The sequence below is a fragment of the Geodermatophilus africanus genome (assembly GCF_900107105.1).
Taxonomy (GTDB): domain Bacteria; phylum Actinomycetota; class Actinomycetes; order Mycobacteriales; family Geodermatophilaceae; genus Geodermatophilus; species Geodermatophilus africanus.
In genome coordinates, this window is record NZ_FNOT01000008.1 from 39353 (window position 1) to 62704 (window position 23352).

A 23352-nucleotide genomic window follows, 5' to 3' on the forward strand; every position below is an offset into this window, starting at 1 on the left:
TCCTGCGGATGCGCGCGCGGGAGGGCTGCGAGGCCGAGTTCGAGGCCGCCTGGCACCGGGCCGCCGCGGAGATCGCCCGGGTGCCGGGCAACCTGCGCCAGGAGCTCATGCGCGACGAGGGCGACCCGCGCTGGTTCGGCATCGTCAGCGACTGGACCGACCGGGCGTCGGTGGACGCCTTCGGACGCAGTGCCGCCCGGGAGACGCTCACCGAGGCGCTGCGCGACCTGCGCGAGGACGCCACCCGCTCGACCTTCACCGTGCTGGCGACGGTGGCGGCCGAGCGGCCCCGGCCGGTGCGCATCGACTTCTCCACCAGCGTCAAGCCGGGCGAGCAGGTCGCCTTCGAGCGGGCGTACACCACGGTCACCCAGCGGATCGGGGACTCCCGCGGGTACGTGCGCGAGGAGCTGCTGCGCGACGAGTTCGGCCTGCGCTACCACATCTTCGCGGAGTGGGAGTCCGAGGACGACTTCGTGCAGTGGGTGGAGGACCCCTCGCACATGGACGCCGGCGCACCGCTGGCCCGGTGGCACTCGGTGGAGTTCCGGCGCGAGGTGCTGGAGATCCGCCAGCGACCGGACACGGACACGGACTTCACCCCGCTGGACTCGCCGGGCGGGGACGTCGAGGTGGAGCGGGTGCGCGTCGACACCGCCGTCGCCGTCGAGCCCTGGGAACAGGAGGCCTTCGAACTCGCCTACCTCGCCGCCGCGCAGCTCGCCCGCAGCGCCCCCGGCCACGCCCGCGAGGAGCTGCTGCGCGAGGCCGACGGGCGGCGCTACCACGTCGTCGCCGAGTGGGACTCCGAGCAGCGCTTCACCGACTGGGCGGCGGAGCCGGGCAACTGGACCACCGGACCGCTGGGCCGGTGGCTGGCCAGGGGCGAGGACCGCAGGGTCTTCGCGCTGCGCGCCCGACCGGCGACGCCCTCGGCCGCGGAGGCGACGCCCGGGCCCGCGCAGCAGCCGGCCGCCGTGGACGTCGGCGTGCCCGTGGCGCCGGAGCCGGACCTGGAGCTGGTGGCCGGGCCGCCGGTACGGGCGGCCGCGCCCAGCACGGTGCCCAGCGCCAGCGTGCAGGAGTTCGTGGAGAAGCCGGACGACGGGCACGCACCCGCCGCGGCGCTGCTGCCGGCCGACCTCGGGGAGGTCTCGCACACCCCCGGCCGGGCCGTCGAGGTGCTCGTCGTCGGCGCCGGACCGGCGGGCCTGACCCACGCCATCGAGCTGGCCCGCCGGGGCATCGCCGTCCGCGTCGTGGACAAGCGCCCCCAGGCGTCGACGCAGGCGGACAAGGCGATCGGCATCCATTGCCGGACGATGGAGATCTGGGAGGACCAGGGCATCGTCACCGAGGCGATGGACGCCGGGATCTGGCTGTACGGCCAGACGGTGTTCGTCAACGGCGTGCAGACCCACCAGGTCGACTGGGCCGGCCTCGACGAGCTGCCCTACGCCCACCTGGGGCTGCCGCAGTACGACACCGAGCGCATCCTCGGAGCCAAGCTGGCCTCCCTGGGCGTGGTCGTCGAGCGCGGGGTCGAGCTGGTCGGCTTCAGCCAGGACGACGAGGGCGTCACCGCGCAGCTGCGGCACGTCTCCGGCGAGGTCGAGACCACCCGGGCGCAGTACCTGGTCGGCTGCGACGGAGCGCACAGCGCCGTCCGCTCCGGGCTCGGGCTGGCCTTCGAGGGTGGGCTGTCGATGTTCCCGCAGCTGTTCATGCTCGGGGACGTCGACGTCGACTGGGACCTGCCGGCGGGGCACCTGGTGCGCTTCGTGCGCATCGAGAACGAGGACGACTTCACCGGGATGCTCGTCTGCGTTCCGCTCAAGGGCCGCAACCGCTACCGGATCGCGACCCTGGCCCCCCAGCGGTGGCAGGACGCAGTGGGCTCCGGCGTCGTCCCGCCCGGGTTCTGGCAGGAGTACGAGCCGCCGACGCTGGCCGACATGCAGGCCGCGATCGACGACCTCGGTCCCCCCGGGACGACGGCGAGCAACCTGCGCTGGTCATCGATCTTCCGGATCAAGCACGGCATCGTCGACCGCTACCGCGAGGGGCGGGTCTTCGTCGCCGGGGACGCCGCGCACCTGCACCCGCCGGCCGGCGGGCAGGGGATGAACACCGGCATCCAGGACGCCTGGAACCTCGGCTGGAAGCTCGCCCTCGCCGTCCGCGGGCTGGCCGCGCCCGGACTGCTGGACAGCTACGAGGCCGAGCGCCGTCCCGCCGGGAAGATGATCGTCGACCGGGCCGTGGCCATCGCGTTCACCGACGAGATGGACATGGCGGACGAGAAGGCGCAGTTCCTGCTCGAGATGCAGATGACCATGAACTACGCCGGCAGCCCCCTGGTCGGCGAGACGGCCCCCGGCGGCTTCCCCGCCGGACCGGAGTCCGGGCATCGTGCGCCGGACGTGCACGGGCTGCGGCGCTTCGGCGTCGCGCACCCGCTGCGGCTGTTCGACCTGACCCGCGGCACCCGCTCCACGCTGCTCCTGTCGGCCGACGCCACCGCATCGGAGGAGCAGGTGTCGGACCTGGAGAAGCTGGCCGTCGCCGTGCGGCAGCAGACCCGCGGCGAGGTGGGGGCCTACCTCGTCGCCGCGCCCGACGCCCGGGTGCCACTCCTCGTCGACCTGCCCGTCGTCCGCGATGCCGAGGGCACCTTCGCCGCCGCCTACGGCACCGCGGGCGCGGGGGCGGCCGCCTACCTGGTCCGTCCCGACGGCCACGTCGGCTTCCGCAGCCGCCCCCTGGACGAGGACGCCCTCCTCGACCACCTGGCGGGGGTGTTCGCGCAGTGACCGGCCCAGCCACGGCCCGCTCCCGATGGACCGCACCCGAGACCGTCCCACCCCTCAGGGAGACGACATGACCCAGACCGCACCATCGGCGTCTGCCGCACCCCCGGACGACGTCGTCCCCGGTCAGGAGATCTTCACGCCGGAGTTCCGCGCCGACCCCTACCCCGTCTACGCCCGGCTGCGCGCCGAGCGGCCGGTGGTGAAGGTGCGGACGCCGCGCTTCGACTCGTTCCTGGTCACCCGCTACGACGACGCGCGGCAGGCGCTGTCGGACCCGCGGCTGTCCAAGGACCTGTACCGCGCCGGAGACACCTACCTGGCGGTGTTCGGCGAGAAGGCGCGGCAGATCAACACCAACATGCTGAACTCCGACCCGCCCGAGCACAGCCGGCTGCGCCGGCTGGTGACCCAGGCGTTCACCCCGCGGCGGATCGAGGCGATGCGGCCGCGGGTGGAGGAGATCGTCGAGGGCCTCCTGGACCGCATGGCGCCGCACGGGCGGACCGAGTTCGTCGACGAGTTCGCGCTCCGGCTGCCGCTGGCGGTCATCGGCGACCTGCTCGGCATCCCCGAGGCCGACCACGAGGAGATCCTGGCCGGCACCCAGGTCATCCGGACCGTCGGCACCGGCGGGCGCAGCCCGCAGGAGGACCGGGCCGCCATCGGGCAGGCCCAGGAGCGGCTGCACGCCTACTTCACCGGTCTGGTCGCCGCCAAGCGCCAGGAGCCCGGCGAGGACCTGGTGAGTGCGCTCATCGCCGCGCGCGACGGCGACGGCCGGCTGTCGGAGGCGGAGCTGGTCAGCACCTGCTTCCTGCTGCTGTTCGCCGGCTACCAGACCACCTCGGACTTCCTGGGCAACGCCGTGGTCGCGCTGCTGACCCACCCCGAGGAGATGGCCAAGCTGCTGGCCGACCCGGACCTGCTGCCCGACGCCGTGGAGGAGCTGCTGCGCTTCGACGGGTCGGTGCCGGTGTCGAGCTTCCGGTTCGCGACCGAGGACCTGGAGATCGGCGGGGTGCCCATCCCGGCGGGCTCGATCGTCACGATCGTGCTCAGCTCCGCCAACCACGACCCGGCGCTGACCCAGGACCCCGACGCGCTCGACCTCACCCGCGGGGACACCCCGCACATGTCCTTCGGGCACGGCGTCCACTACTGCCTGGGCACCGCCCTGGCCCGCCTGGAGGCGACGACGGCGCTGCGCCGGATCCTCGTCCGCCTGCCCGACCTGCGCCTCGACGTCCCCGTCGAGGACCTGCAGTGGCTCCCGGCTGCCTCGGCCTTCCGAGGGCTGCTCGAGCTTCCGCTCCGCTTCACCCCCACTCCCACCGAAGGAGGCCCCCGATGACCCAGACGACACCCTCGGCCAACCCCGAGGCCACTCCCTCGGCCGACCCCGCGGCCGACGCCTCGACGACCCCCACGGAACCGCCCTGGGCGAACGACACCGTCGAGTTCGCGAACACCTCCTCGGCGCCTGCGACCTGGTACGGGGGCACCTGGCGCCCGTTCCGCAACGTCATCGTCTGCCGGATGGTCCCCGGCAGCGAGGACAAGGTCGGGCCGGTGTTCGCCTACTACGACCGGACCACCCGGCCGCAGGACCTCGGCGTCGTCGGCCGTGTCCTGCTCTCGTACGAGGGCCTCTACCTGCACGTCATCGAGCGCAAGGAGGACCCGGAGGTCTCCGGCCAGCGCCGCGGCCTGCCGGCGTTCCAGGCGATCGCCGAGGCCATCGCCCCCTACGTGACGCCCTACCCGAGCTACTGGCAGAACCCGTCGCACTCGGTGGCGAAGCACTTCTACACGTGGGTGCCCGAGGGCGAGGTCTCCCTCGACCGGGAGATGACCGTCATCGTCCAGCGGATGAAGCCGGGCACCGAGGAGGACATCGCCCGGGTGTTCGCCGAGTCCGACGCGGGTGGGCTGCCGACGGAGACCGGCGTCACCGGCCGTTGGCTGTACTCGATGGAGGACGTGTTCGTGCACCTCCTCGAGCAGGACCGGGTCAAGGCCGCGGCCGTGCGGGAGAACCACGAGTCGATGCGGCCGGCCTTCGCGAAGGTCATGGCGAACCTCGCCCCCTACGTCAGCCCGTACCGCCCGGAGACGTGGCAGAGCCCGCGCGACTCGGTGGCCCGGGTGTTCCACCGCTGGACGGCTCCGGACTGGAAGCCGGAGGCCTGACGGTGAGTCTGCGAGGGTTCTCGACGCTCATCTTCCTGGTGGACGACGTGGCCGCGGCCACGGACTGGTACACCGACCTTCTCGGCCACGCGCCCGTCTTCACCCGGCCCGGGCCGGGTGGAGGCGTCACGTACGCCAAGTTCCTCATCGGTGACCACCAGGGCGAGCTGGCCCTCGCAGACGGCACCCGGGCTCCCGTGGGTAGGGCGGCCGGGCCGGGCGGCGCGATCGCGCACTGGCGCGTCGATGACTTCGAGGCCACCTTCACGCGTCTGAAGGCGATGGGGGCGGAGGAGTACACGCCGGCCACGGCACACGGGCCGTTCGTCACCGCGGTCGTCGTCGACCCCTTCGGCAACCTGCTCGGCCTGCAGGGGCGCGCGGCCACACCGCACTTCACCGACGACTACCACGCCGTCACCACGGCGAACTGACCGCGGACGGTGGTGGCCGGCCCGGATGCATCCCGGGCCGGCCACCGGCTCGCGCATGCTGGCTACCGTGACGGCGTAGGTTGCAGCCACACGCGTCAACGCGGACACCATTCGTCACCGACTGGGGGGATCGAGCCGAGCGCGTCCCAACCGGAGCCTTAGTCCGCATGAGCCGGCGGAGAACCCCCGACGCGGCAAGGGGCGCCCCTGTCTTCCCCATCCGCAATTTTCTTTTGCGAGCACCTGCTAGTGCTCCGTCGCGGTGCTTCTTGATGTGATCTCACGGCCAGGGTGACCATTTCTCATGGCCGCGCTCGTGCGGGTGGTGCAGGTTCCCGACGCCGATCGGCGGGAGCTGCAGCGACGTGCTCGGGACAAGGGCGCACCGGCGCGGGTGGTGGAGCGGGCCCGGATCGTGCTGCTGGCCGCGGATGAGGTGCCGGGCAAGCAGATCGCCACGCTGGTCGGCTGCGCCGAGGGCACGGTGGTCACCTGGCGCGGCCGCTACGCCGAGCACGGGCTGGCCGGGCTGGAGGACCTGCCGCGGCCGGGCTCGCCCTCCCCGCTGCCGGAGGCCCTGCGGGATCGGGTGCTGGAGCTGACCCTCACCGCACCGCCGACCCAGTTCGGCGCCACCCACTGGTCCTCCCGCCTGCTGGCCGCGGCGCTGGCCGGCGAGGGGACGCCGATCTCGCACGCCACCATCGCTCGGATCTGGCATCGCTTCGGCGTGCAGCCGTGGCGGGCCGAGACGTTCAAGTTCTCCACCGACCCCGAACTGGAAGCCAAGATCCGCGACGTGGTCGGGCTGTATCTGGCTCCGCCGGAGCAGGCGGTGGTGCTCTGCGTCGACGAGAAGCCGCAGCTGCAGGCACTGGAGCGCACCGCGCCGACGCTGCCCGTGCGGCCGGGGCATCCGCAGGCGGCCAGCTTCGACTACGTCCGGCACGGCACCACCACGCTGTTCGCCGCGCTGGAGGTGGCCACCGGGCGGGTCACCGACGCCTGCACCGAGCGGCACCGCCACCAGGAGTTCCTCGGCTTCCTCAAGCAGGTCGCCGCCGCCTACCCCCGCCGGGAGCTGCACGTGGTGGTCGACAACTACGCCACCCACAAGCACCCGGCGGTGCGGGCCTGGCTCAAGGGTCATCCGCGGGTGACGCTGCATTTCACTCCGACCTCGGGGTCCTGGCTGAACCTGGTCGAGGCGTTCTTCTCGATCATCACCCGCCAGGCCCTGCGCCGCGGCAACTTCCCCACCGTCGCCGACCTCATCGCCGCCATCGGCCGGTTCATCGATGCCTGGAACGACCGCTGCGCGCCCTTCACCTGGACCAAGGACCCCGACACCGTCATCGCCGAAGCCATCGACCCGCGGCACCGCAAGGCGCCAACGACGTCAGATACGGAGCACTAGCACTACAACCGAGACCAGACAACGCACGACCCCGCCAGGCTAGCGGCGGGGTCGTGCCGTGCTGGCTAATCCATGCGCAACCGGTGGGGCTCTGCGCAGCGAATCAAAGTTCCACTAGCAACTCATCCCTTCATCTCGCCAGTTTGATGAGCCTTCACTTCTGCCCGCAGTTACTCCGGGTCTGCTCGGGAAGCGAAGTGCTTCACCAGTACGGCTATCAGCAAAGCTGCCACAGCGGGACTGGCAGCGACGCACAATGCAGAGATGACCGCAGATGACGATGCCAGGTTTATACCCGACAAGGCAACCGAAATGAGGTTGCCGTCGTAGCGGTAGGCCCAGCTGATGTCAGCAACTCAACGTAATTGACCGGCACCGCCGGCCGACCCCGGCGCTCGGATGCGGGCCGAGTCGCCGGCAGGTCGCAGACGCGAGGAAGCGGCCATGCGCATCGAGGACTGGGTCCTCGAGCGGGACGAGGTGGTGAGCCGGAGTCACGGGATCGAGCCCCGCGTCCCCTGCACCAACCGGGACAGCGAGCGTCCTGCGGCCCCGGTGGTCGCACACGGTGAGCTGACGAGCGCGCGTCCTGGCGTGTCGGCGGCCTGTCGCCGAGCAGTTGGAACCGAGTCGGCCGCGGCGATTGTCACGGAATGGTCACGGCCCTACGTTTCCCTGCGTCCGGCCGGTCGGCACCTCCCCGCCCGGGGAACCCGCGTCGGATGCCGCCGAGTCGCACCCCGCGTGGGTGCGAGCCGGGGACCCACCTTGTACCACCGGGGTGAGTCCCGCTCCCGGACACCTCCAGGGGCGGGTAGGGCCCTCCCAGCCCGAACCCGTCAGCTCACCCGGTAGGCGGCCAGGGGAGAACGGAGATCCACCGCGCCCGGGGCCTCGGAGCCCCGCGCCCGCAGGCCTGGGACGGCCGCGTTCCCGCCTGCCTTCCTGCCAGGACCAGCCACCGCACGACACCCGGCAGCCGGACCGAGCCCGTCGTCCGGCCGGTGCCGCGCGCCCGGCTGCCGACCCTGCACGTCCAGGCCTCGTGCCGCAGCTCGCCCCGTACGACCCGCCACCGGCGCCGCCGGCCATCGGCGCGCGCCCTCCGCAGATCGCACCCAGGAGGAACTGCCCTCATGCACGCACGCACCCGCCGCGCCCTGCACCTGCTGACCGCCACGGGCGCCATGACCCTCACGCTGACCTTCGCCGGGCAGTCGCTCGCCCAGGCCGACGAGCACGGACCGGACCGCGACCGCTCGTCGTCGTGGGACGGCCAGCGGGGGGACGGCGACCGCTCGCGGGACGACGCCGCGGCGCCGGCCCCCGCACCCCCACCCGCCCCCGCACCTGCACCTGCACCGGAGCCCGCGCCGGCCCCTGCGCCCGCACCCACCGGCACCGGGACGCAGGCCTACAAGGACTACGCGGCGGCCCAGGTCGGGGGCGGCGCCCAGTTCGACTGCCTCGACGCGCTGTGGCAGGCCGAGAGCGGTTGGCGGCCCACCGCGCAGAACCCGACGAGCACTGCCTACGGCATCGCCCAGTTCCTGAACGCGACCTGGGCCAGCACCGGCATCGCCAAGACGTCGGACCCGTTCCAGCAGATCGACGCAGGGCTGATCTACATCGAGGAGCGCTACGGCTCCCCGTGCGCGGCCTGGGCCTTCCACCAGGCCAACAACTGGTACTGACGCCTCCGCGCGCCCCGGCGTCCTGCAGCGCGCGGGACGCCGGGGCCCGCCCACCGGCAGCGCCGGTCACCGAGCGGCCCCCTCCAGGGCACCGCCCGAGCCCGCGAGGGGTGGGGAGGAGGGGGTCCTCCCTCAGGCGGCGACGGACTCCATGGCCTCCGCGGTGAGCTCGACCGACCGCAGCCGGCCCTCCTCCCCGGGGAACTGGTGGGCGACGATCAGCTCGTCGGCGTCGGCCTCGCGCGCGAAGCCGGTGAGGTACTCGCGCACCTCGGCCGCGGTGCCGACGGCGGTGTGGGTGAGCATCGTGTCGACGTGCAGCCCGGCGCCGCCGTCGAGCAGCAGCTGCGCCTCGTCGTCGGACAACTGCCGCCCCCGGCCGAACAGGCCGACGGCCAGCCGCCGCCGGGCCGCGGCGAACGCCTCCTCCGCCGCCTCGCGGGTGTCGGCCGCCACCGCGTTGACCCCGGCGATCACGTACGGCCGGTCGAGCTGCGCCGACGGCTGGAACTCTCGCCGGTAGGCCTCGACCGCGGGCTGCAGCATCGCCGGCGCGAAGTGCGAGGCGAACGCGTAGGGCAGGCCCAGCGCGGCGGCGAGCGTCGCGCCGAACATCGACGAGCCCAAGACGTACAGCGGCACGTCCGAGCCCTTGCCCGGGACGGCGTCGACGCCGGGCACCCGGGTCTCGCCGGTCAGGTAGCCCTGCAGCTCCAGCACGTCCTGCGGGAAGCGGTCGGCCGAGCGCGCGTCGCGGCGCAACGCGTACATCGTGTTCTGGTCCGAGCCCGGCGCGCGGCCCAGCCCCAGGTCGATCCGCCCGGGGTGCACCGCCTCGAGGGTGCCGAACTGCTCGGCGATGGTCAGCGGCGAGTGGTTGGGCAGCATGACCCCGCCGGCACCCAGCCGGATGGCCGACGTGTGCGCGCCGACGTGCGCGATCAGCACGCTCGTCGCCGACGAGGCGATCGACGGCATGTTGTGGTGCTCGGCGTACCAGACCCGGCGGTAGCCGGACTGCTCCGCGCGCTGGGCCAGCGCGACGCTCGCGGCGATGCTCTCGCCCGGCGTCTGACCTCTCGAGATCGGCGCCAGGTCGAGGACGGACAACGGGATGCTCATGTGCGCGATACCTCTCGACTGTGTTGTCCTGCGCAACCACCGACGTCCCGCCGTCCTTCCCTCCCCCCGACGGGTGAGGGGACTCCAACTCCCGTTCCGGACGGTCGATGACCGTCCGGGACGAGAGGAGGCCGCCCATGCGCAGGAAGCGAACGGCTGCCGACCAGCAGATCGCCGACCTGCTGGTGACCGCGAAGAAGTCGCTGGACCTCAGTGTCGCCTTCCTCAGCCGCCTGGACGGCACCACCCAACACCTGGAGGTCGTCGAGACCTCGGTGCCGGTGCTGGTCCAGGAGGGCGCCAAGGTGCGCCAGGACACCTCGTTCTGCCAGGCCATCCTCGACGGCAGGCTGCCCGCCGTCATCCCCGACGTGAAGAAGTACCCCGAGGCCATGAAGCTGCCCTCGGCGCGCATCCCGCGCATCCGCAGCTACGTTTCCACCCCGGTGCACCTGTCCGACGGCAGCCTCTACGGCACCTTCTGCGCGTTCGGATTCCGGTCGGACAAGGAGCTCGGCAAGCGCGACGAGGCGCTGATGAAGGTGCTCGCCTCCGCGGCGGCCGTCATCGTCGAGCCCGAGGTCCGCGACCAGGAACGGCGCACCGAGATCGAGGGCCGGCTCGACCCGGTCGTCGCCGACGGCGGCCCCGTCGTCCTGCTGCAGCCGATCGTCGACCTCGCCACCGGCGGCCGGGTGGGCGCCGAGGCGCTCTCCCGCTTCCCCGCCGAGTGGGGCCGCACGCCCGACGTCGTCTTCGCCGAGGCGCACAGCGTCGGCATGGGCCACGACCTGGAGCTGCAGGCCCTCGAGCGCGCCGCCGAGCACCTCGACCGCGTCGGCGGCTACGTGGCGATGAACGTCTCACCGGCCACCGTGCTCACCCCCGCGTGCGGGGAGCTGCTGGGCCGGCTGCCGCTGGAGCGCGTCGTCCTGGAGCTCACCGAGCACGACGAGGTCGAGGACTACGACGTCCTGCTCGCCACCCTGGCGCCGTTCCGCGCCGCCGGGCTGCGGCTGGCCATCGACGACGTCGGGGCCGGCTTCTCCAGCCTGCGGCACATCGTGGTGACCTCCCCCGACGTCATCAAGCTCGACCGCAGCATCGCCGCCGGCGTGGCCGACGACCACGTGCTCGCCACCCTGGTCGGCTCGCTGGTCACCTTCGCGCACGGCTCCGGCGCGCGGGTGGTCGCCGAGGGCGTGGAGACGGCGGACGACGCCGCGGCGCTGCGGGCGCTGGGTGTCGACTACGGCCAGGGCTGGCACTTCGGCCGGCCGGGCCCGCCCGAGGCGCTCGCCGTCCCGATGCCGCGGACGCCGGCCGACGACGCGGCCCCGGAGCCGGTGCTCAGCCGCTGACGGCGTCCTCGTACTCGGCGCCCATCGCGCCGGTCTCCACCTCGCCGCCCCGGCGGTAGGTGCACAGCAGCACGCCGGCCGGCGTGGTGGCCGACGAGGTCAGGCGCCACGACCGCGGAATCGCGCCGTCGCCGAACAGCCGCTTGCCCTCCCCCAGGACCACCGGCGCCACCACCAGGCGGAGCTCGTCGACAAGGTCGGCGCGCAGCAGCGTCTGCACCAGCCCGGGCGAGCCGTGCACCTGCAGCTCGCCACCGTCGCGGTCCCGCAGCTCGCGCACCGCTTCGACGACGTCCCCCTCCACGAGCCGCGCGCCGGACCAGTCGAGGGAGGTCAGCGTGCGCGAGGCGACGTGCTTGGTCCGCGTGTTCAACGCCTCCGCGACCGGGTCGTCCTCGGTCGGTGCCTGCGGCCACGCCGCGGCGAAGATCTCGTAGGTCCCGCGGCCGAGCAGGAAGTCCTCGACACCGGCGAACCAGGCGTCCATCTGGGCGCCCAGGGTCTCCTCGAAGAACGGCACCAGCCAGCCGCCGTGGGCGAAGCCGCCGGTGGTGTCCTCGTCGGGGCCGCCGGGCGCCTGCACCACCCCGTCGAGCGTCGTGAACTCGGTGACGACGAGCGGTCGCACGCTGCCTCCTCGGTGCCCGGCCGCCTCCGGTGGCGGCCACTGCCCCTATGACCGCGCCGGACCGCACTTCTCATCGGCCGACTCGGTCAACCCCCGGACCTGGGGGGACGAGGACTGCGGAGAGCACCCGTATCGCTCACCGTGGGTGATGACGCGAGGGACGGCCCCCTGTCCTGGGGGCCGCCCGAGATCGGAAACGGGGGGTGTCGGCCCCTTCGGCCGCCGGTCAGGGTCGGTCCAGCTCGACGGGGGCCGGGCCTGATCCGCCCCCGCACGTCCACTGACATCGGGGGTTGTCATGAAGCGCACCACCAGCCTGCTCACCACAGGGGCCCTGGGCCTCGGCTCGTTCGCCCTGATCAGCACGGTCGCACCCGGGATCGCCTCGGCCAACGGCTGCGGCGTCACCCCGCTCGACCTGGGGGGGCTGGAGGCCGCCTTCGACGGGCAGCTGACCGGCGTCGGCGGCGGCGCCACCGCCGAGATGCTGGCCGCGGGGCTGCACCTGACCATGCCGTCGGCCGAGGCCGACCCTGACGGCGCGGCGTACGCCTCGTACTTCATGGACGGGCTCGGGATCCCGCTGGCCGAGGCCACGGCCCAGTCGAACTTCGACCTCGACGCCACGCTCGCCGCGGGCCAGCCCGTCGCCAACCACCCGACCTACGAGCTGTACGTCGACCTCGACGGCCCGGCGAACGAGGACCCCGCGCAGGCCATCCTCGTGTACTGGGAGCCCGACGCCGGCGAGCCCACCGACCTGTGGTGGAGCGCGCTCGGCCCGCTGACGGAGCTCGAGTCGGAGAGCACCGAGGAGGCCAGCCTCGTCGAGGTCAGCGCGGCCTACCCCGACGCCGTCGTCACCAGCCTCGGGTTCCAGCTGCTCTACCAGCCGGGCGCCGACGTGGTCGTCCACGGCCTCACCTTCGGCTGCAACGAGTTCCGGCTGAGCTCCGGCTCGGGCGGCGGCCCCGGCGGCGACAACGGTGGCGACCCGGGTGGCGACCCGGGCGGGAACCCGGGTGGGAACCCGGCCAACCAGGCGCCGCTGGCCGCCGTCACGGCCACCAACACCGGCGCGACCTTCATCTTCTCGGCGGCCGGGTCGACCGACAGCGACGGCCGGATCACCGGCTACCGCTGGGACTTCGGCGACGGCTCCGCACCTGCCGAGGGCACCGACGTGACGCACCAGTACGCCGCCGCGGGCACCTACACCGTCACGCTGACCGTCACCGACGACGACGGCGCCACGACCACGGCCACCCGCCAGGTCGTCGTGCCCGCGGCCGACCAGGGCGGCCCGACCGACCCGGCCGAGCCCACCGAGTACGGCACCCCGCTGCCCGACACCGGAGCCGACGTGCTGGGGCTCGCCGCGATCGGCGGCCTGGTCCTCGTCGGCGGTGGCGCCGGGCTGGTCGTGAGCCGTCGCCGGAAGGCCGGCTCCGCGTCCTGACCGTCGTCCGTCGCGTCCCGCCCGCCGGCTCCCCGGCGGGCGGGGCGCCCTCGGTCAGGGGGACCGATGCTCCGCACGATCGTCCGCGGGCTCTCCGAGCTCGCCGTCACCGCCGGCGCGGTGCTGCTGCTGTTCGTCGTCTACGAGGTGTGGGTGACCGACCTGCTCAGCGACCGGGCGCAGGACCAGGTCGCCGAGGAGCTCCGCGAGGACTGGACGTCGGGCCCGCCGGAGGCGCAGCCCGACTTCGGGGAGGCCTTCGCCTTCGTCCACATCCCGCGCTTCGGCGCGGACTGGACCCGCGCCGTGGTCGAGGGGACCGACCCCGCGGAGCTCGAGGAGGGCCCCGGCCACTACGTCGGCTCGGCGATGCCCGGTGAGCAGGGGAACTTCGCCATGGCCGGCCACCGCGTCGGGCGGGGCAGCCCGTTCCTCGCCCTCGACGTCCTCGAGCCCGGCGACCCCGTCGTCGTGGAGACCGTGGACGCCTGGCACGTCTACCGGGTGACGACGACGACCGTCGTCGACCCGCGGGAGAGCAGTGTCGTCGCGCCCACGCCGGGCGGGTCGGCGAACGGGGCGGCGACCGGCGCCTTCCTGACGATGACGACCTGCCACCCGAAGTTCTCCACCCGCGAGCGGCTGGTCGTCCACGGCGAGCTGGAGTCCTCGGTCGGCAAGGCCGAGGCGCCGGACGGCCCCGCGGCCCTCGAGGAGGTCTGAGCCGTGTACCCCTGGATCTGGCGCCGCCTGCCCGGCCCGCTCCCGGTGCGGGTCGCGACGGCGGTCCTGCTGGTCCTCGCCGCGGCGGCGCTGCTGCTGTTCGTCGTCTTCCCGGCGCTGGACGGGCCCGGCGGGCTGTGGAGCCCGACGCTCTGAGCCCAGCTGCTCCGAGCCGGCTGCTCCGAGCCGGCTGCTCCGAGCCGGCTGGTCCGAGCCAGGCGGCGAGCGGGGCTACGCGGCCAGCGCGGGCTCCCGGTCGCCGGCGGCCACCAGCGCGGCGTACCGGCCGCCGCGGGCGACGAGCTCGTCGTGCGTGCCGCTCTCCACGACCCGGCCGGCGTCGAGGACGGCGATCCGGTCGGCGTGCCGCACGGTGGACAGCCGGTGCGCGATGGTGATCGTCGTCCGGCCCCGGCCGGCCTCGTCGAGCGCGGCCTGCACCGCCCGTTCGGTGCCGGTGTCCAGCGCGCTGGTGGCCTCGTCCAGCACCAGCACCCGCGGGTCGCGCAACAGCGTGCGGGCGATCGCCAGCCGCTGCTTCTCCCCGCCGGAGAACCGGTGCCCGCGCGCGCCGACGACGGTGTCGTAGCCGTCGGGCAGCGCGGCGATCACGTCGTGCACCCGGGCGCGGCGGGCGGCGTCCTCGAGTTCGGCGTCGGTGGCGTCGGGCCGGGCGTGCCGCAGGTTCTCCCGCACGGTCGTGTGCAGCAGGTAGGTCTCCTGCGCGACGACGCCGACCACCCGCGACAGCGTGGCCAGCGAGAGGTCGCGCAGGTCGACGCCGTCGATCGTCACCCGGCCGGCGGTCGGGTCGGCCAGTCGCGCGACCAGCGAGGCCAGCGTGCTCTTGCCCGAGCCGGTCTCCCCCACCAGCGCCAGGGTGCTGCCGGCGGGGACGGCGAGGTCGATGCCGTCCAGCGCCGGCCGGTGCCCGTCGGGGTAGGTGAACGAGACGCCCGCCAGCGCCACGTCGCCGTGCACGGCGGCCGGGTCCACCCGCACCGGGTCGGCCGGGTCGTCGACCTCCACCGGCAGGTCGAGGTACTCGAACACCCGGCTGAACAGCGCCATCGAGGCGGTCACCTGCACACCGACGTCCAGCAGCCCCATGAGCGGGCGGAACAGCGTGCCCTGCAGCGTGGTGAAGGCGACCAGCGTGCCGATCGTCATCCCGCCGGAGGTCGCCGGCAGGCCCGCGGCCAGGTAGATCAGCGCCGGGATGCCGGCGAAGACGATGCTCATCGTGGCCATCCGCCACCGCCCGGCCAGCTGCGCGCGCACCTCGAGGCCGACGAGGTCCTGCGAGGTCTCGGCGAACCGTCGCGACTGGGCCGGGCCGGCGCCGAGCGTCTTGCCGAGCAGCACCCCGCTGACGCTGAGGCCCTCCTCGACCTGCGCGTGCATGTCGGCCAGGTGCCGCTGGCGCTGCGCGGTGACCGTGCGGCGCATGCGGGCGACCCTGCGGGTCAGCGCGACGGCCGGCGGCAGGACGACCAGCGAGAGCAGCGACAGCCGCCAGGACAGCGCCACCATCGCGGCGACCGTGCCGACGACGGTGGTCGCGTTGGACGCCAGGGACGTCGCCGTCGAGGTCACCACCGACTGCATGCCGGCGATGTCGTGGGTCAGCCGCGACTGCACCTCGCCGCCGCGGGTGCGGGTGAAGAAGCCGAGCGACTGCCGCTGCAGGTGGCCGAACACCGCCGTCCGCAGGCCGTGCATGACCCGCTGGCCGACCGTCGTCGACAGCCAGGTCTGCACCACCCCGAGGACGGCGGTGGTCGCGGCGACGGCGAGCATCCCGAGGACCGCCCACACCAATAGCCGCACGTCCTGCCGCGGCAGCGCCTCGTCGATGACCAGCCGGACGAGGAACGGTGTCGCGAGCGCCACGAGGGACGAGGCGACGATGAGCACCACGACCGTGGCGACGGGCCGGCGGAAGGGCGCGAACAGCGCGGTCACCCGGCGCAGGGGCACCGGGTTGCGCTCGAGCTGGGCGCGGTCCGCGGGGTCGACCACGCGCCCCGAGCGCCCGCCGCCCGGTCCTCGGTTGTCGTCGATGGCGACCACCTCCCGTTCCTGAGGGTACCTCACCATGAGGCAACCGCGCGGTCACCGGTAGGATTCCCGGCATGCCGGACGACGACGCCGAGGCGCTGGGCGAGCTGCTCATGCGTGCCGCTCGTGGTCAGCGGCGGCGGTGGCGCGACACGCTGGCGCCCTGGGACCTCTCGCCGCACCACGCCCGCGCTCTGCGCGTGGTCACCGACCGCGCGGGCACCCGGCTGTCCGACCTCGCCGAGGCGCTGCACATCGCCCCCCGCTCGGCCACCGAGGTCGCCGACGCGCTGCAGACCCGCGGCCTCGTCGAGCGCCGTCCCGACCCCACCGACCGGCGGGCCGTGGTGCTCGCGCCGACGGAGGAGGGGCGCCGGGTGCAGGCCGAGATCGCCGCGGCCCGGGCCGCCGACACCCGCGACCTCTTCGGCCGGCTCGACGCCGCCGACCGCGCCGCGCTGGCCCGGATCCTCCGCAGCCTCGCCGCGGAGTGAGTCAGCGGCGGCCGCGCTCCGGCGCCGACCGGAGGGGCTGGGCCAGCATCGAGATGAAGGCCGCCAGCAGGCCGACGCCGGTGAGGATGAAGACGATCGTGAACAGCTGCCCCGGGGCGGTCGCCGGCGTGAGGTCGCCGAGCCCGACGGTGGCCAGGGTCGTCACGCAGAAGTAGAGGGCGTCGAGCCACGACCAGCCCTCCTGCAGCGTGTAGAAGACGGTCCCGCCGACGAGCTGGACGACCACCAGCAGCGCCAACGCACGCCCCTCCGGCTGCCGGACGAGCAGGACGACCGCCCGCACCAGCCGGTAGGTCTGGACGAGGAGTCCCAACATGCCTGCAGGGTCGTCCCGGCCGGCCGCCGAGGGCCAGCCCCAGCGCCGCGGGCACGGGCACCCTCCCGCGCGTCGCACCTCCCACGGCGGGCGGTCGCGGTGCCACGATCAGCGGGTGATCGAACCGGTGCACCCCGACGAATTGCGCGTGTCGGACGCCGAGCGGGCCGCCGTCCAGGAGAAGCTCCGCCGCTCCGTCGCGGCCGGGCAGCTGGACCTGCACGAGTTCGACACCCGCGTGCAGTCGGCCTGGGCCGCCCGCACCCGCGGCGAGCTGGGCCGGGTCACCCGCGACCTGCCCGAGCCGCCGTTCCCGCCGCCGCTGGGCCACCGGTTCTCCGACGACGACGCCGGCACCGCGATGCGGGTGCTCACGATCGTCTGGGCCAGCATCACCGCGGTGAACCTCGCGGTGTGGACCCTGGTCTCGATCACGACCGGGCAGTTCGTCTACCCCTGGTGGATCTGGCTATCGGTTCCCGGCGCCGCCCTGCTCGTCCTGTACGTCGTCGGCATCGGCCGGCCGCGGCGCTGACGTGGCCGACACGCTGACCCGCCGGCAGGTGCTCGACCTGCGGGTACACGCCCAGCAGCTCGGCCGCGCCGCGGGCGTCCTCGCGGCCACCGCCGTCCTCGACCTCGGCGTCCAGGACACCGGGCCGGACGGCGGGCTGTGGGCGCTCGCGCTGCGCGGCGTGGACACCGCGGCGCTGGACGGCGAGGCGCTCGCGACCGTGTGGACGGTCCGCGGCGCCCCGCACCTCTACCGGCGGGCCGACCTGCCCGGGGTCGCCGCGGCCACGGCGCCGTTCTCCGACGCCGACGCGGGCAAGCGCATCTTCGACGCGGCCAAGCCGCTCAAGGCCGCGGGGATCGGCAACCTCGAGGCGCTGGACGCCGTCGCCGCGGCCATGCGGTCGGTGGTCACCGCCCCGATGGTCAAGGGCGAGATGTCCGGCCGGCTGACCGCGCTCATGCCGGAGCCCTACCTGCGGCTCTGCCGGCCGTGCGACGCCACGCACATCCACGAGCAACCGTTCCGGCTGGCCGCGCTGCGCGCCGGGCTGGAGCTGGAGCCGGGCACCTCGCCGCCGGTGCTGCGCCCGGTGCCCGGCCTGGCCCCCGCGGCCACCGTGCCGCCGCACCTGGACGTCGTCCGCGGCTACCTGCGGCTGCTCGGCCCGGCCACGCCGAAGCTGGTCGCCGGCTACCTCGACGCCCCGGTCAAGGACGTGCAGGCCCGCTGGCCCGAGGACGCCGTCGAGGTGACGGTGGACGGCGAGCGGCGCTGGCTGCTGGCCGAGGACGCCGACCGGGTCGACGAGGTCCCGCCCGCGGCCGGGGTGTTTCTGCTCGGCCCGTTCGACCTGTTCCTGCAGGCCCGCGACCGGCCGATCCTGGTCGACGACCCGGCCCGGGCCAAGGCGCTGTGGCCGGTGCTCGGGCGTCCCGGCGCGGTGCTGGCCGACGGCGAGGTCGCGGGCACCTGGCGGCCGCGCAAGGCCGGCTCGTCGCTGACGGTGGCGGTCACGCTGTGGGCGCCGGTGCCGCGGGATGCGCTCACGGAGGCGGCCGAGCGGCTGGCCGCCTTCCGCGGGGTAGTGCTCAAGGACGTCCACACCGACTGAGGGAGAGCTCATGACCGGCCCCGACGACGCCTTCCTGGCTCCCGACGACGCGCTGCGCGGCTTCGACGACGACAGCGACGTCGAGTTCGGCACGGGCGGCGATGACCGCCCCGGGACCGAGGACGTCGAACGCCCCAACCCCGCCGGCGCCGCCGTCGAGGACGCCGGCCGCTCGACCGGCTCCCTGGACGGCGGGACCGAGGGCTAGCAGCCACCGGCGACACGGCCCGCCGTCCTGGCGGGTGCCCGCATGCCCGCGCCCCGGGACCCTGCCGCCGTCCGGCCGTGGACGCTGTGGACGCCGGTGGGCCTCGCCCTCGCCGTCGTGCTGTTCCTCGCGACCGTCGGCAGCCTGGGTGTCGGCTTCGGCGTGATGACGGACTGCACCGGCACCCACAGCTGCACGACGGCCGGGTGCGCGCCGTGCGCGACGTCCAGCGCCTGGCTCACGGCCGGGTGGGTCGGTCCGGGCGTGCTGCTGCCGGCCGCCGGAGTGCTCGTCCTCGCCGCCCGCCGCCGGCGGCCGCACGCCGTCCGGACGGGGCCCTCGTGCTCACCGCGCTCAGCGTCGCGCTCGTCGTGGGGACGACCGCGCCGGCGCTGACCGCCGGCTGACGCTTCCGCGGAGAGGTATCTCAGCCCTAAGGTATCCGCGTATGGAGCCGCGCCGCGTCCGCATCGGCATCGACACCGGCGGGACGTTCACCGACGTCGTCGCGCTCGACGAGGCGACCGGCCGGACGACGACCACCAAGACGCCGTCCACCCCGGCCGACCCGGCGGAGGGCTTCCTCACCGGCGTCCGCAGGGTGCTCGACCGGCTCGGGCTGGACGGCGACGCCATCACCGCGGTCAGCCACGGGACGACGGTCGCGACCAACCAGCTGCTCGAGGGGGAACTCGACCGGATCGGCTTCATCACCACCGAGGGCTACGAGTCGGTCCTGGAGATCGCCCGGCAGTCGGTGCCCGACGGCTACGGCAACAGCTACTTCTGGGTCAAGCCGCCGCGGATCGTGCCCGCCGACCTGGTGCGCACCGTGCGCGGCCGACTCGACCACCACGGGGCCGAGGTCCGTCCGCTCGACGAGGACGACGCCCGCGCCGCCGCCCGGTTCTTCCGGGCCTCCGGCGTCGGCACCGTCGGCGTCTGCCTGCTGCACTCCTACGCCGACGACGCCCACGAGCGCCGCGTCCTGGAGGTGCTGCGCGAGGAGCACCCCGGCGCGGTGGTCAGCATCAGCTCGCAGGTGCTGCGCGAGTACCGGGAGTACGAGCGGTCGGTGACCACGCTGGTCGACGCCGCGGTGAAGCCGCGCGTGGCCGCGTACGTGACGGCGATCCGCGAGCGGCTGGACGGCATCGCACCGGGCGTGCCGTTCTACGTGATGAAGAGCAACGGCGGCGTGCTGTCGGCCGAGGAGGTCGTGCACCAGCCGATCACCACGATGCTCTCCGGGCCGGCCGCGGGGGCTCTCGGCGCGGCCCTGGTCGCGGGCGCGGCCGGGTTCGACCGGGTGCTCACCTGCGACGGCGGCGGCACCTCCACCGACGTCACGGTCGTGGTCGACGGCGAGCCCGCGCTCACCACAGAGGGCTCGGTCGGCGCCTACCCGTCGAAGATCCCGATGATCGACGTCGTCACCGTCGGCGCGGGCGGCGGCTCGATCGCCTGGCTGTCGCCGGAGGGCACGCTCAAGGTCGGGCCGCGCTCGGCGGGCGCCGACCCGGGCCCGATGTGCTACCCCGGCGGCGGCTCGGAGCCGACCGTCACCGACGCCCACGTGGTGCTCGGCCGGATCCCGCCGCACCTGCTGGGCGGGGAGATCCCGCTGTCGGTGGACGCCGCGCGCGACGGGCTGGCGCAGCTCGGCGGCACGCTGGGCCTGGACCTGGAGCGCACCGCCACCGGCATCCTCGAGATCTCCGCGTGGAACCAGGCCAACGCGCTGCGCCAGGTCACGGTGGCCCGCGGCCTCGACGTCCGCGACTTCACGCTCACCACGTTCGGCGGCTCCGGGTCGCTGCTGGCCTGCCGGCTGATGGACGTCCTCGGCCTGCCCCGCACCCTCGTGCCGCCGGACCCGGGCAACCTCAGCGCCTTCGGCCTGCTCACCGTCGACGTCCGCAACGACCACGTGCAGACGGCGATCAGCCGGCACGCCGACCTCGACCTCGACCGGGTGCGCACCGTGTTCGGCGAGCTGGAGGCCCGGGCCCGCCGGGCGCTGGACGGCGAGGGCTTCCCCCGCGACCGGCAGCGGGTGCAGCGCAGCGCCGACCTGCGCTACGTGGGCCAGGCGTTCGAGGTGCGGGTCCCGGTGCCGGACGGCGACCTGGACGGCGTCGCCGCCGAGCACGTCGCCCAGGCCTTCCACGCCGGGCACCGCCTGCTCTACGGCTACGACTTCGCCGAGGACCCCCGGCAGGCCGTCGAGTGGGTCAACCTGCGGGTCAGCGGCATCGGGCCGATCCGCCGTCCCGACCTGGTGGAGCTGTCACCGGCCGACGCGCCCGTGACGGACCGGGCCGTCACGGGCACGCGGCCGGTGTTCTTCGACGACTGGACCGACACCCCGACGTACGACCGCCCCCGGCTGGCGCCCGACGACGTGGTCCACGGGCCGGCGGTGATCGAGGAGTTCGGCTCCACCGTGCCGGTGCACCCCAGCTTCGCCGCCACCGTCGACACCCACGGCAATCTGCTGATCGAGAGGACCGCCCGATGAGCACGGTGCAGACCGCCGACCCGGTGCTCGTGGAGATCGTGGCCGGCACGCTGGCCGCGATCGAGAAGGAGGTGGAGACCTCGATCGGGCGGACGTCGCGGTCGCCGATGATCCGCGACGCGCACGACTTCCGGGCCGGCATCCACGACCGGCAGCTGCGCAAGCTCACCGGCCGCTCGTACTCCGCGCTGGTGCACCCGGTGGTGCGCGACCACCCGATCGAGACGATGAACGTCGGCGACGTCTACTTCCACAACGACGTCTACCTCTCCGAGGGCGGCATCGGGCACCTGCCCGACCTGTGCGTCACCGTGCCGGTCTTCGCCGAGGTGGACGGCCCCGTCGGTCCAGAGGCGCGGGTCGTCGCGTTCGTGCAGGCCTTCGGCCATCACGACGACATCGGCGGCGCGGTCCCGGGCTCCATGCCGTCGGCGGCGACCAGCGTGTACGAGGAGGGCCTGATGGTCCCGCCGATCAAGCTGTGGGACCGCGGTGTCCGCAACGAGGCGGCCCTGGCCATCATGACCCGCAACTCCCGGATGCCCGACTCGCTGGCCGCCGACCTCGACGCCGAGTGCTCGGCCTGCCTGAACGGCGCGCGGCGGCTCGGCGAGCTGTTCGAGCGGTACGGGGTGGAGGCCGTCGAGGCCTGCTTCGACGCGATCCTGGCCAACTCCACCGAGGTCTACCGGCGGGAGGTGCTCTCGCAGATCCCCGACGGCACCTACGTCTGGGAGGACTACGCCGAGCACGACGGCGTGGAGCCGCCGAAGCTGCACCGGCAGCGGATCACGCTGACCATGGACGGCTCCGCCGACGTCCCGCTGGTCATCGACTTCACCGGTACCGGGCCGCAGGCCAAGGGTCCGATCAACCACTGCGGCGACTACGCCGACGGCAACTTCCTCAAGAAGTGGCTGGCGCCGATCCTGCGCAACCTCGCCGAGACGCCGCAGCGGATGGCCGAGCTCGACGTCAACGAGGGCGTCGTCCCGCTGATCGAGATGCGCTTCCCGGAGAAGGGCACGCTGCTCACGCCGGTCTTCCCGGCACCGACCAACGCGCGCACCTTCGTGATCCTGCGGCTGCTCGGGGTGCTGGCCGGGGTGCTGGCCAAGGCGACCGGCGGCCGGATGCCCGCCGACCAGGAGACGATCCGCTACACCGGCGTGTATGGCACCGACGCCGACGGCCAGCCCTACCTCATGCGCGAGGTGCTCGGCGGCGGCTCGGGCGGGCGGTACTACGCCGACGGCGAGGACACCATCCACGTCGTCCCCGACTCGCGGAACTTGCCGACGGAGTTCACCGAGTCCCGCTTCCCGCTGCGGGTGGAGCGGCTGGGCCTGGCGGTCGACTCGGGCGGGCCGGGCCGCTACCGCGGCGGGTGCGGCTACGAGAAGCACATCCGGGTGCTGCGCGACGCGCACTTCATGTCGATCGCCGACCGCTCGATCCTGTCCTGCTGGGGAGTCGCCGGGGGCCGCGCCGGGCGGCCGTTCCGAATCACCGTCGACCCCGGGGGGCCGGACGAGCACGACGTCGACGCCCTGGCCGACGCCGAGCCGCTGGCGGCCGGGACCGTCGTGCGCATCCGGACGACCGGCGGCGGCGGCTGGGGCGACCCGCTGGACCGGCCGGTCGAGGAGGTGCTCCGCGACCTCGCCTGGCGCAAGGTGAGCGTCGTCGGCGCCCGGGAGGACTACGGCGTGGTCCTGCTCGACGACGGCGCGGCCGATGTCGCCGCCACCGAGGCCCTGCGCACTGAGATGCGCGCGAAGCGCACCGGCGACGAGCCGTTCTTCGACCGCGGCCCGGGCTACGCGCGGCTGTCGGGCGGCGCGACGTCCAACGAGTTCGACGTCCTCTGAGGCCGGCGAGATCGGCGATCTCGCACGGCTGCACCCCCGCGTCCGTGCGAGATCGGCGATCTCGCCGGGGCGTCACTTCGCGTGAAGCCAGGCCAGCGTGGCGAGCACCCGGCGGTTGTCGTCCGGGTACGGGGCCAGGCCGAGCTCGGCGGCCGGGGGTCAGCGCGTGCCGAACTCGGTGCTCCCGGGCGGTGGCTTGACGTCGTCGCCGGTCTGGCCCTCGTCGCCGCCGTACGTCGGGTGATCCGTGTGGCGCGGGTCGTCGTCCCCCGCGTCCTCGACGTCCTCGGGGACCAGCGGCGTCTCGTGCAGGACGTTCTCGCGCGCCTCGTCGCGGTCGGTTCCCGGCACCTCGGTCATGGCGACCTCCTCATCTCGGGGTTGCTCACCT

General features: G+C 74.0%; 22 protein-coding genes and 1 riboswitch. Of the genes, 17 read left to right on the forward strand and 5 right to left on the reverse strand.

The window, feature by feature from the left end; genetic code table 11:
* Window positions 1-8 precede the first annotated feature (8 nt).
* The 6 genes from BLW63_RS15410 to BLW63_RS15435 all read left to right on the forward strand — a co-directional run bounded on the left by BLW63_RS15410 (window position 9) and on the right by BLW63_RS15435 (window position 8548).
* Complete coding sequence (locus tag BLW63_RS15410; RefSeq protein ID WP_244522601.1) at window positions 9-2813, forward strand: FAD-dependent monooxygenase; 2805 nt, start codon at window positions 9-11, stop codon at window positions 2811-2813.
* A 67-nt stretch (window positions 2814-2880) separates the two neighbouring features.
* Window positions 2881-4164, forward strand: a complete 1284-nt coding sequence (locus BLW63_RS15415) for a cytochrome P450 family protein (RefSeq protein ID WP_091158107.1) — start codon at window positions 2881-2883, stop codon at window positions 4162-4164.
* Complete coding sequence (locus BLW63_RS15420) at window positions 4161-5003, forward strand: TcmI family type II polyketide cyclase (protein WP_091158109.1); 843 nt, start codon at window positions 4161-4163, stop codon at window positions 5001-5003. Before BLW63_RS15415 ends, BLW63_RS15420 begins: the two co-directional genes overlap by 4 nt.
* A gap of 2 nt (window positions 5004-5005) precedes the next feature.
* The gene (locus BLW63_RS15425) at window positions 5006-5437 is read left to right on the forward strand and encodes a VOC family protein (RefSeq protein ID WP_091158112.1); all 432 of its coding nucleotides are present in this window, start codon (window positions 5006-5008) and stop codon (window positions 5435-5437) included.
* A gap of 304 nt (window positions 5438-5741) precedes the next feature.
* Complete coding sequence (locus BLW63_RS15430; RefSeq protein ID WP_091158114.1) at window positions 5742-6854, forward strand: IS630 family transposase; 1113 nt, start codon at window positions 5742-5744, stop codon at window positions 6852-6854.
* A gap of 716 nt (window positions 6855-7570) precedes the next feature.
* A riboswitch (cyclic di-AMP (ydaO/yuaA leader) is annotated at window positions 7571-7727 on the forward strand.
* A 263-nt stretch (window positions 7728-7990) separates the two neighbouring features.
* Window positions 7991-8548, forward strand: coding sequence for an aggregation-promoting factor C-terminal-like domain-containing protein (locus BLW63_RS15435; protein ID WP_091158116.1), 558 nt, complete (start codon window positions 7991-7993; stop codon window positions 8546-8548).
* Window positions 8549-8680: 132 nt separating this feature from the next.
* Here the strand turns inward: BLW63_RS15435 and BLW63_RS15440 are convergent, their stop codons facing one another.
* The gene (locus BLW63_RS15440) at window positions 8681-9670 is read right to left on the reverse strand and encodes an LLM class flavin-dependent oxidoreductase (protein ID WP_091158119.1); all 990 of its coding nucleotides are present in this window, start codon (window positions 9668-9670) and stop codon (window positions 8681-8683) included.
* A 137-nt stretch (window positions 9671-9807) separates the two neighbouring features.
* On the opposite strand from BLW63_RS15440, the gene BLW63_RS15445 reads away from it, so the two are divergent.
* The gene (locus tag BLW63_RS15445; protein ID WP_091158122.1) at window positions 9808-11031 is read left to right on the forward strand and encodes an EAL domain-containing protein; all 1224 of its coding nucleotides are present in this window, start codon (window positions 9808-9810) and stop codon (window positions 11029-11031) included.
* On the opposite strand, the gene BLW63_RS15450 is transcribed toward BLW63_RS15445, so the two are convergent.
* Complete coding sequence (locus BLW63_RS15450; RefSeq protein ID WP_091158125.1) at window positions 11021-11659, reverse strand: dihydrofolate reductase family protein; 639 nt, start codon at window positions 11657-11659, stop codon at window positions 11021-11023. The genes BLW63_RS15445 and BLW63_RS15450 overlap by 11 nt on opposite strands.
* Before the next feature lie 298 nt (window positions 11660-11957).
* On the opposite strand from BLW63_RS15450, the gene BLW63_RS26890 reads away from it, so the two are divergent.
* From BLW63_RS26890 to BLW63_RS26895, 3 genes are all read left to right on the forward strand, one after another.
* Window positions 11958-13118, forward strand: a complete 1161-nt coding sequence (locus BLW63_RS26890; protein WP_170856795.1) for a PKD domain-containing protein — start codon at window positions 11958-11960, stop codon at window positions 13116-13118.
* Window positions 13119-13184: 66 nt separating this feature from the next.
* On the forward strand, window positions 13185-13841 hold the full coding sequence (locus BLW63_RS15460) for a class E sortase (protein WP_091158127.1): 657 nt from the start codon (window positions 13185-13187) through the stop codon (window positions 13839-13841).
* Between the two features lie 3 nt (window positions 13842-13844).
* The gene (locus tag BLW63_RS26895) at window positions 13845-13997 is read left to right on the forward strand and encodes a hypothetical protein (RefSeq protein ID WP_091158129.1); all 153 of its coding nucleotides are present in this window, start codon (window positions 13845-13847) and stop codon (window positions 13995-13997) included.
* Window positions 13998-14072: 75 nt separating this feature from the next.
* Here the strand turns inward: BLW63_RS26895 and BLW63_RS15470 are convergent, their stop codons facing one another.
* Window positions 14073-15941, reverse strand: coding sequence for an ABC transporter ATP-binding protein (locus BLW63_RS15470; RefSeq protein WP_211517127.1), 1869 nt, complete (start codon window positions 15939-15941; stop codon window positions 14073-14075).
* A gap of 35 nt (window positions 15942-15976) precedes the next feature.
* Between BLW63_RS15470 and BLW63_RS15475 the strand changes: the two genes are divergently transcribed.
* Window positions 15977-16396, forward strand: a complete 420-nt coding sequence (locus BLW63_RS15475) for a MarR family winged helix-turn-helix transcriptional regulator (RefSeq protein WP_091158133.1) — start codon at window positions 15977-15979, stop codon at window positions 16394-16396.
* Window position 16397: 1 nt separating this feature from the next.
* Here BLW63_RS15475 and BLW63_RS15480 read toward each other — a convergent pair whose 3' ends face one another.
* A complete protein-coding gene (locus BLW63_RS15480) occupies window positions 16398-16733 on the reverse strand; it encodes a potassium channel family protein (protein WP_091158135.1) in 336 nt (111 codons plus the stop codon).
* A 115-nt stretch (window positions 16734-16848) separates the two neighbouring features.
* Here BLW63_RS15480 and BLW63_RS15485 point away from each other — a divergent pair, with 115 nt between their 5' ends.
* The 6 genes from BLW63_RS15485 to BLW63_RS15510 are packed head-to-tail and all read left to right on the forward strand — an operon-like array spanning window position 16849 to window position 22961.
* The gene (locus BLW63_RS15485) at window positions 16849-17268 is read left to right on the forward strand and encodes a DUF1707 SHOCT-like domain-containing protein (protein WP_170856796.1); all 420 of its coding nucleotides are present in this window, start codon (window positions 16849-16851) and stop codon (window positions 17266-17268) included.
* A gap of 1 nt (window position 17269) precedes the next feature.
* On the forward strand, window positions 17270-18361 hold the full coding sequence (locus BLW63_RS15490) for a DNA glycosylase AlkZ-like family protein (protein ID WP_091158140.1): 1092 nt from the start codon (window positions 17270-17272) through the stop codon (window positions 18359-18361).
* 10 nt (window positions 18362-18371) lie between these two features.
* Window positions 18372-18569, forward strand: a complete 198-nt coding sequence (locus BLW63_RS15495) for a hypothetical protein (RefSeq protein ID WP_091158143.1) — start codon at window positions 18372-18374, stop codon at window positions 18567-18569.
* 42 nt (window positions 18570-18611) lie between these two features.
* Window positions 18612-18965 carry a hypothetical protein gene (locus BLW63_RS15500; RefSeq protein WP_091158145.1) on the forward strand — a complete coding sequence of 118 codons (354 nt, stop codon included), beginning with the start codon at window positions 18612-18614 and terminating at the stop codon, window positions 18963-18965.
* Between the two features lie 52 nt (window positions 18966-19017).
* A complete protein-coding gene (locus BLW63_RS15505; protein ID WP_091158147.1) occupies window positions 19018-21090 on the forward strand; it encodes a hydantoinase/oxoprolinase family protein in 2073 nt (690 codons plus the stop codon).
* Window positions 21087-22961 carry a hydantoinase B/oxoprolinase family protein gene (locus BLW63_RS15510; protein ID WP_091158150.1) on the forward strand — a complete coding sequence of 625 codons (1875 nt, stop codon included), beginning with the start codon at window positions 21087-21089 and terminating at the stop codon, window positions 22959-22961. The genes BLW63_RS15505 and BLW63_RS15510 overlap by 4 nt, the downstream gene beginning before the upstream one ends.
* Before the next feature lie 159 nt (window positions 22962-23120).
* Here the strand turns inward: BLW63_RS15510 and BLW63_RS15515 are convergent, their stop codons facing one another.
* The gene (locus tag BLW63_RS15515) at window positions 23121-23321 is read right to left on the reverse strand and encodes a hypothetical protein (protein ID WP_091158152.1); all 201 of its coding nucleotides are present in this window, start codon (window positions 23319-23321) and stop codon (window positions 23121-23123) included.
* Window positions 23322-23352 lie beyond the last annotated feature (31 nt).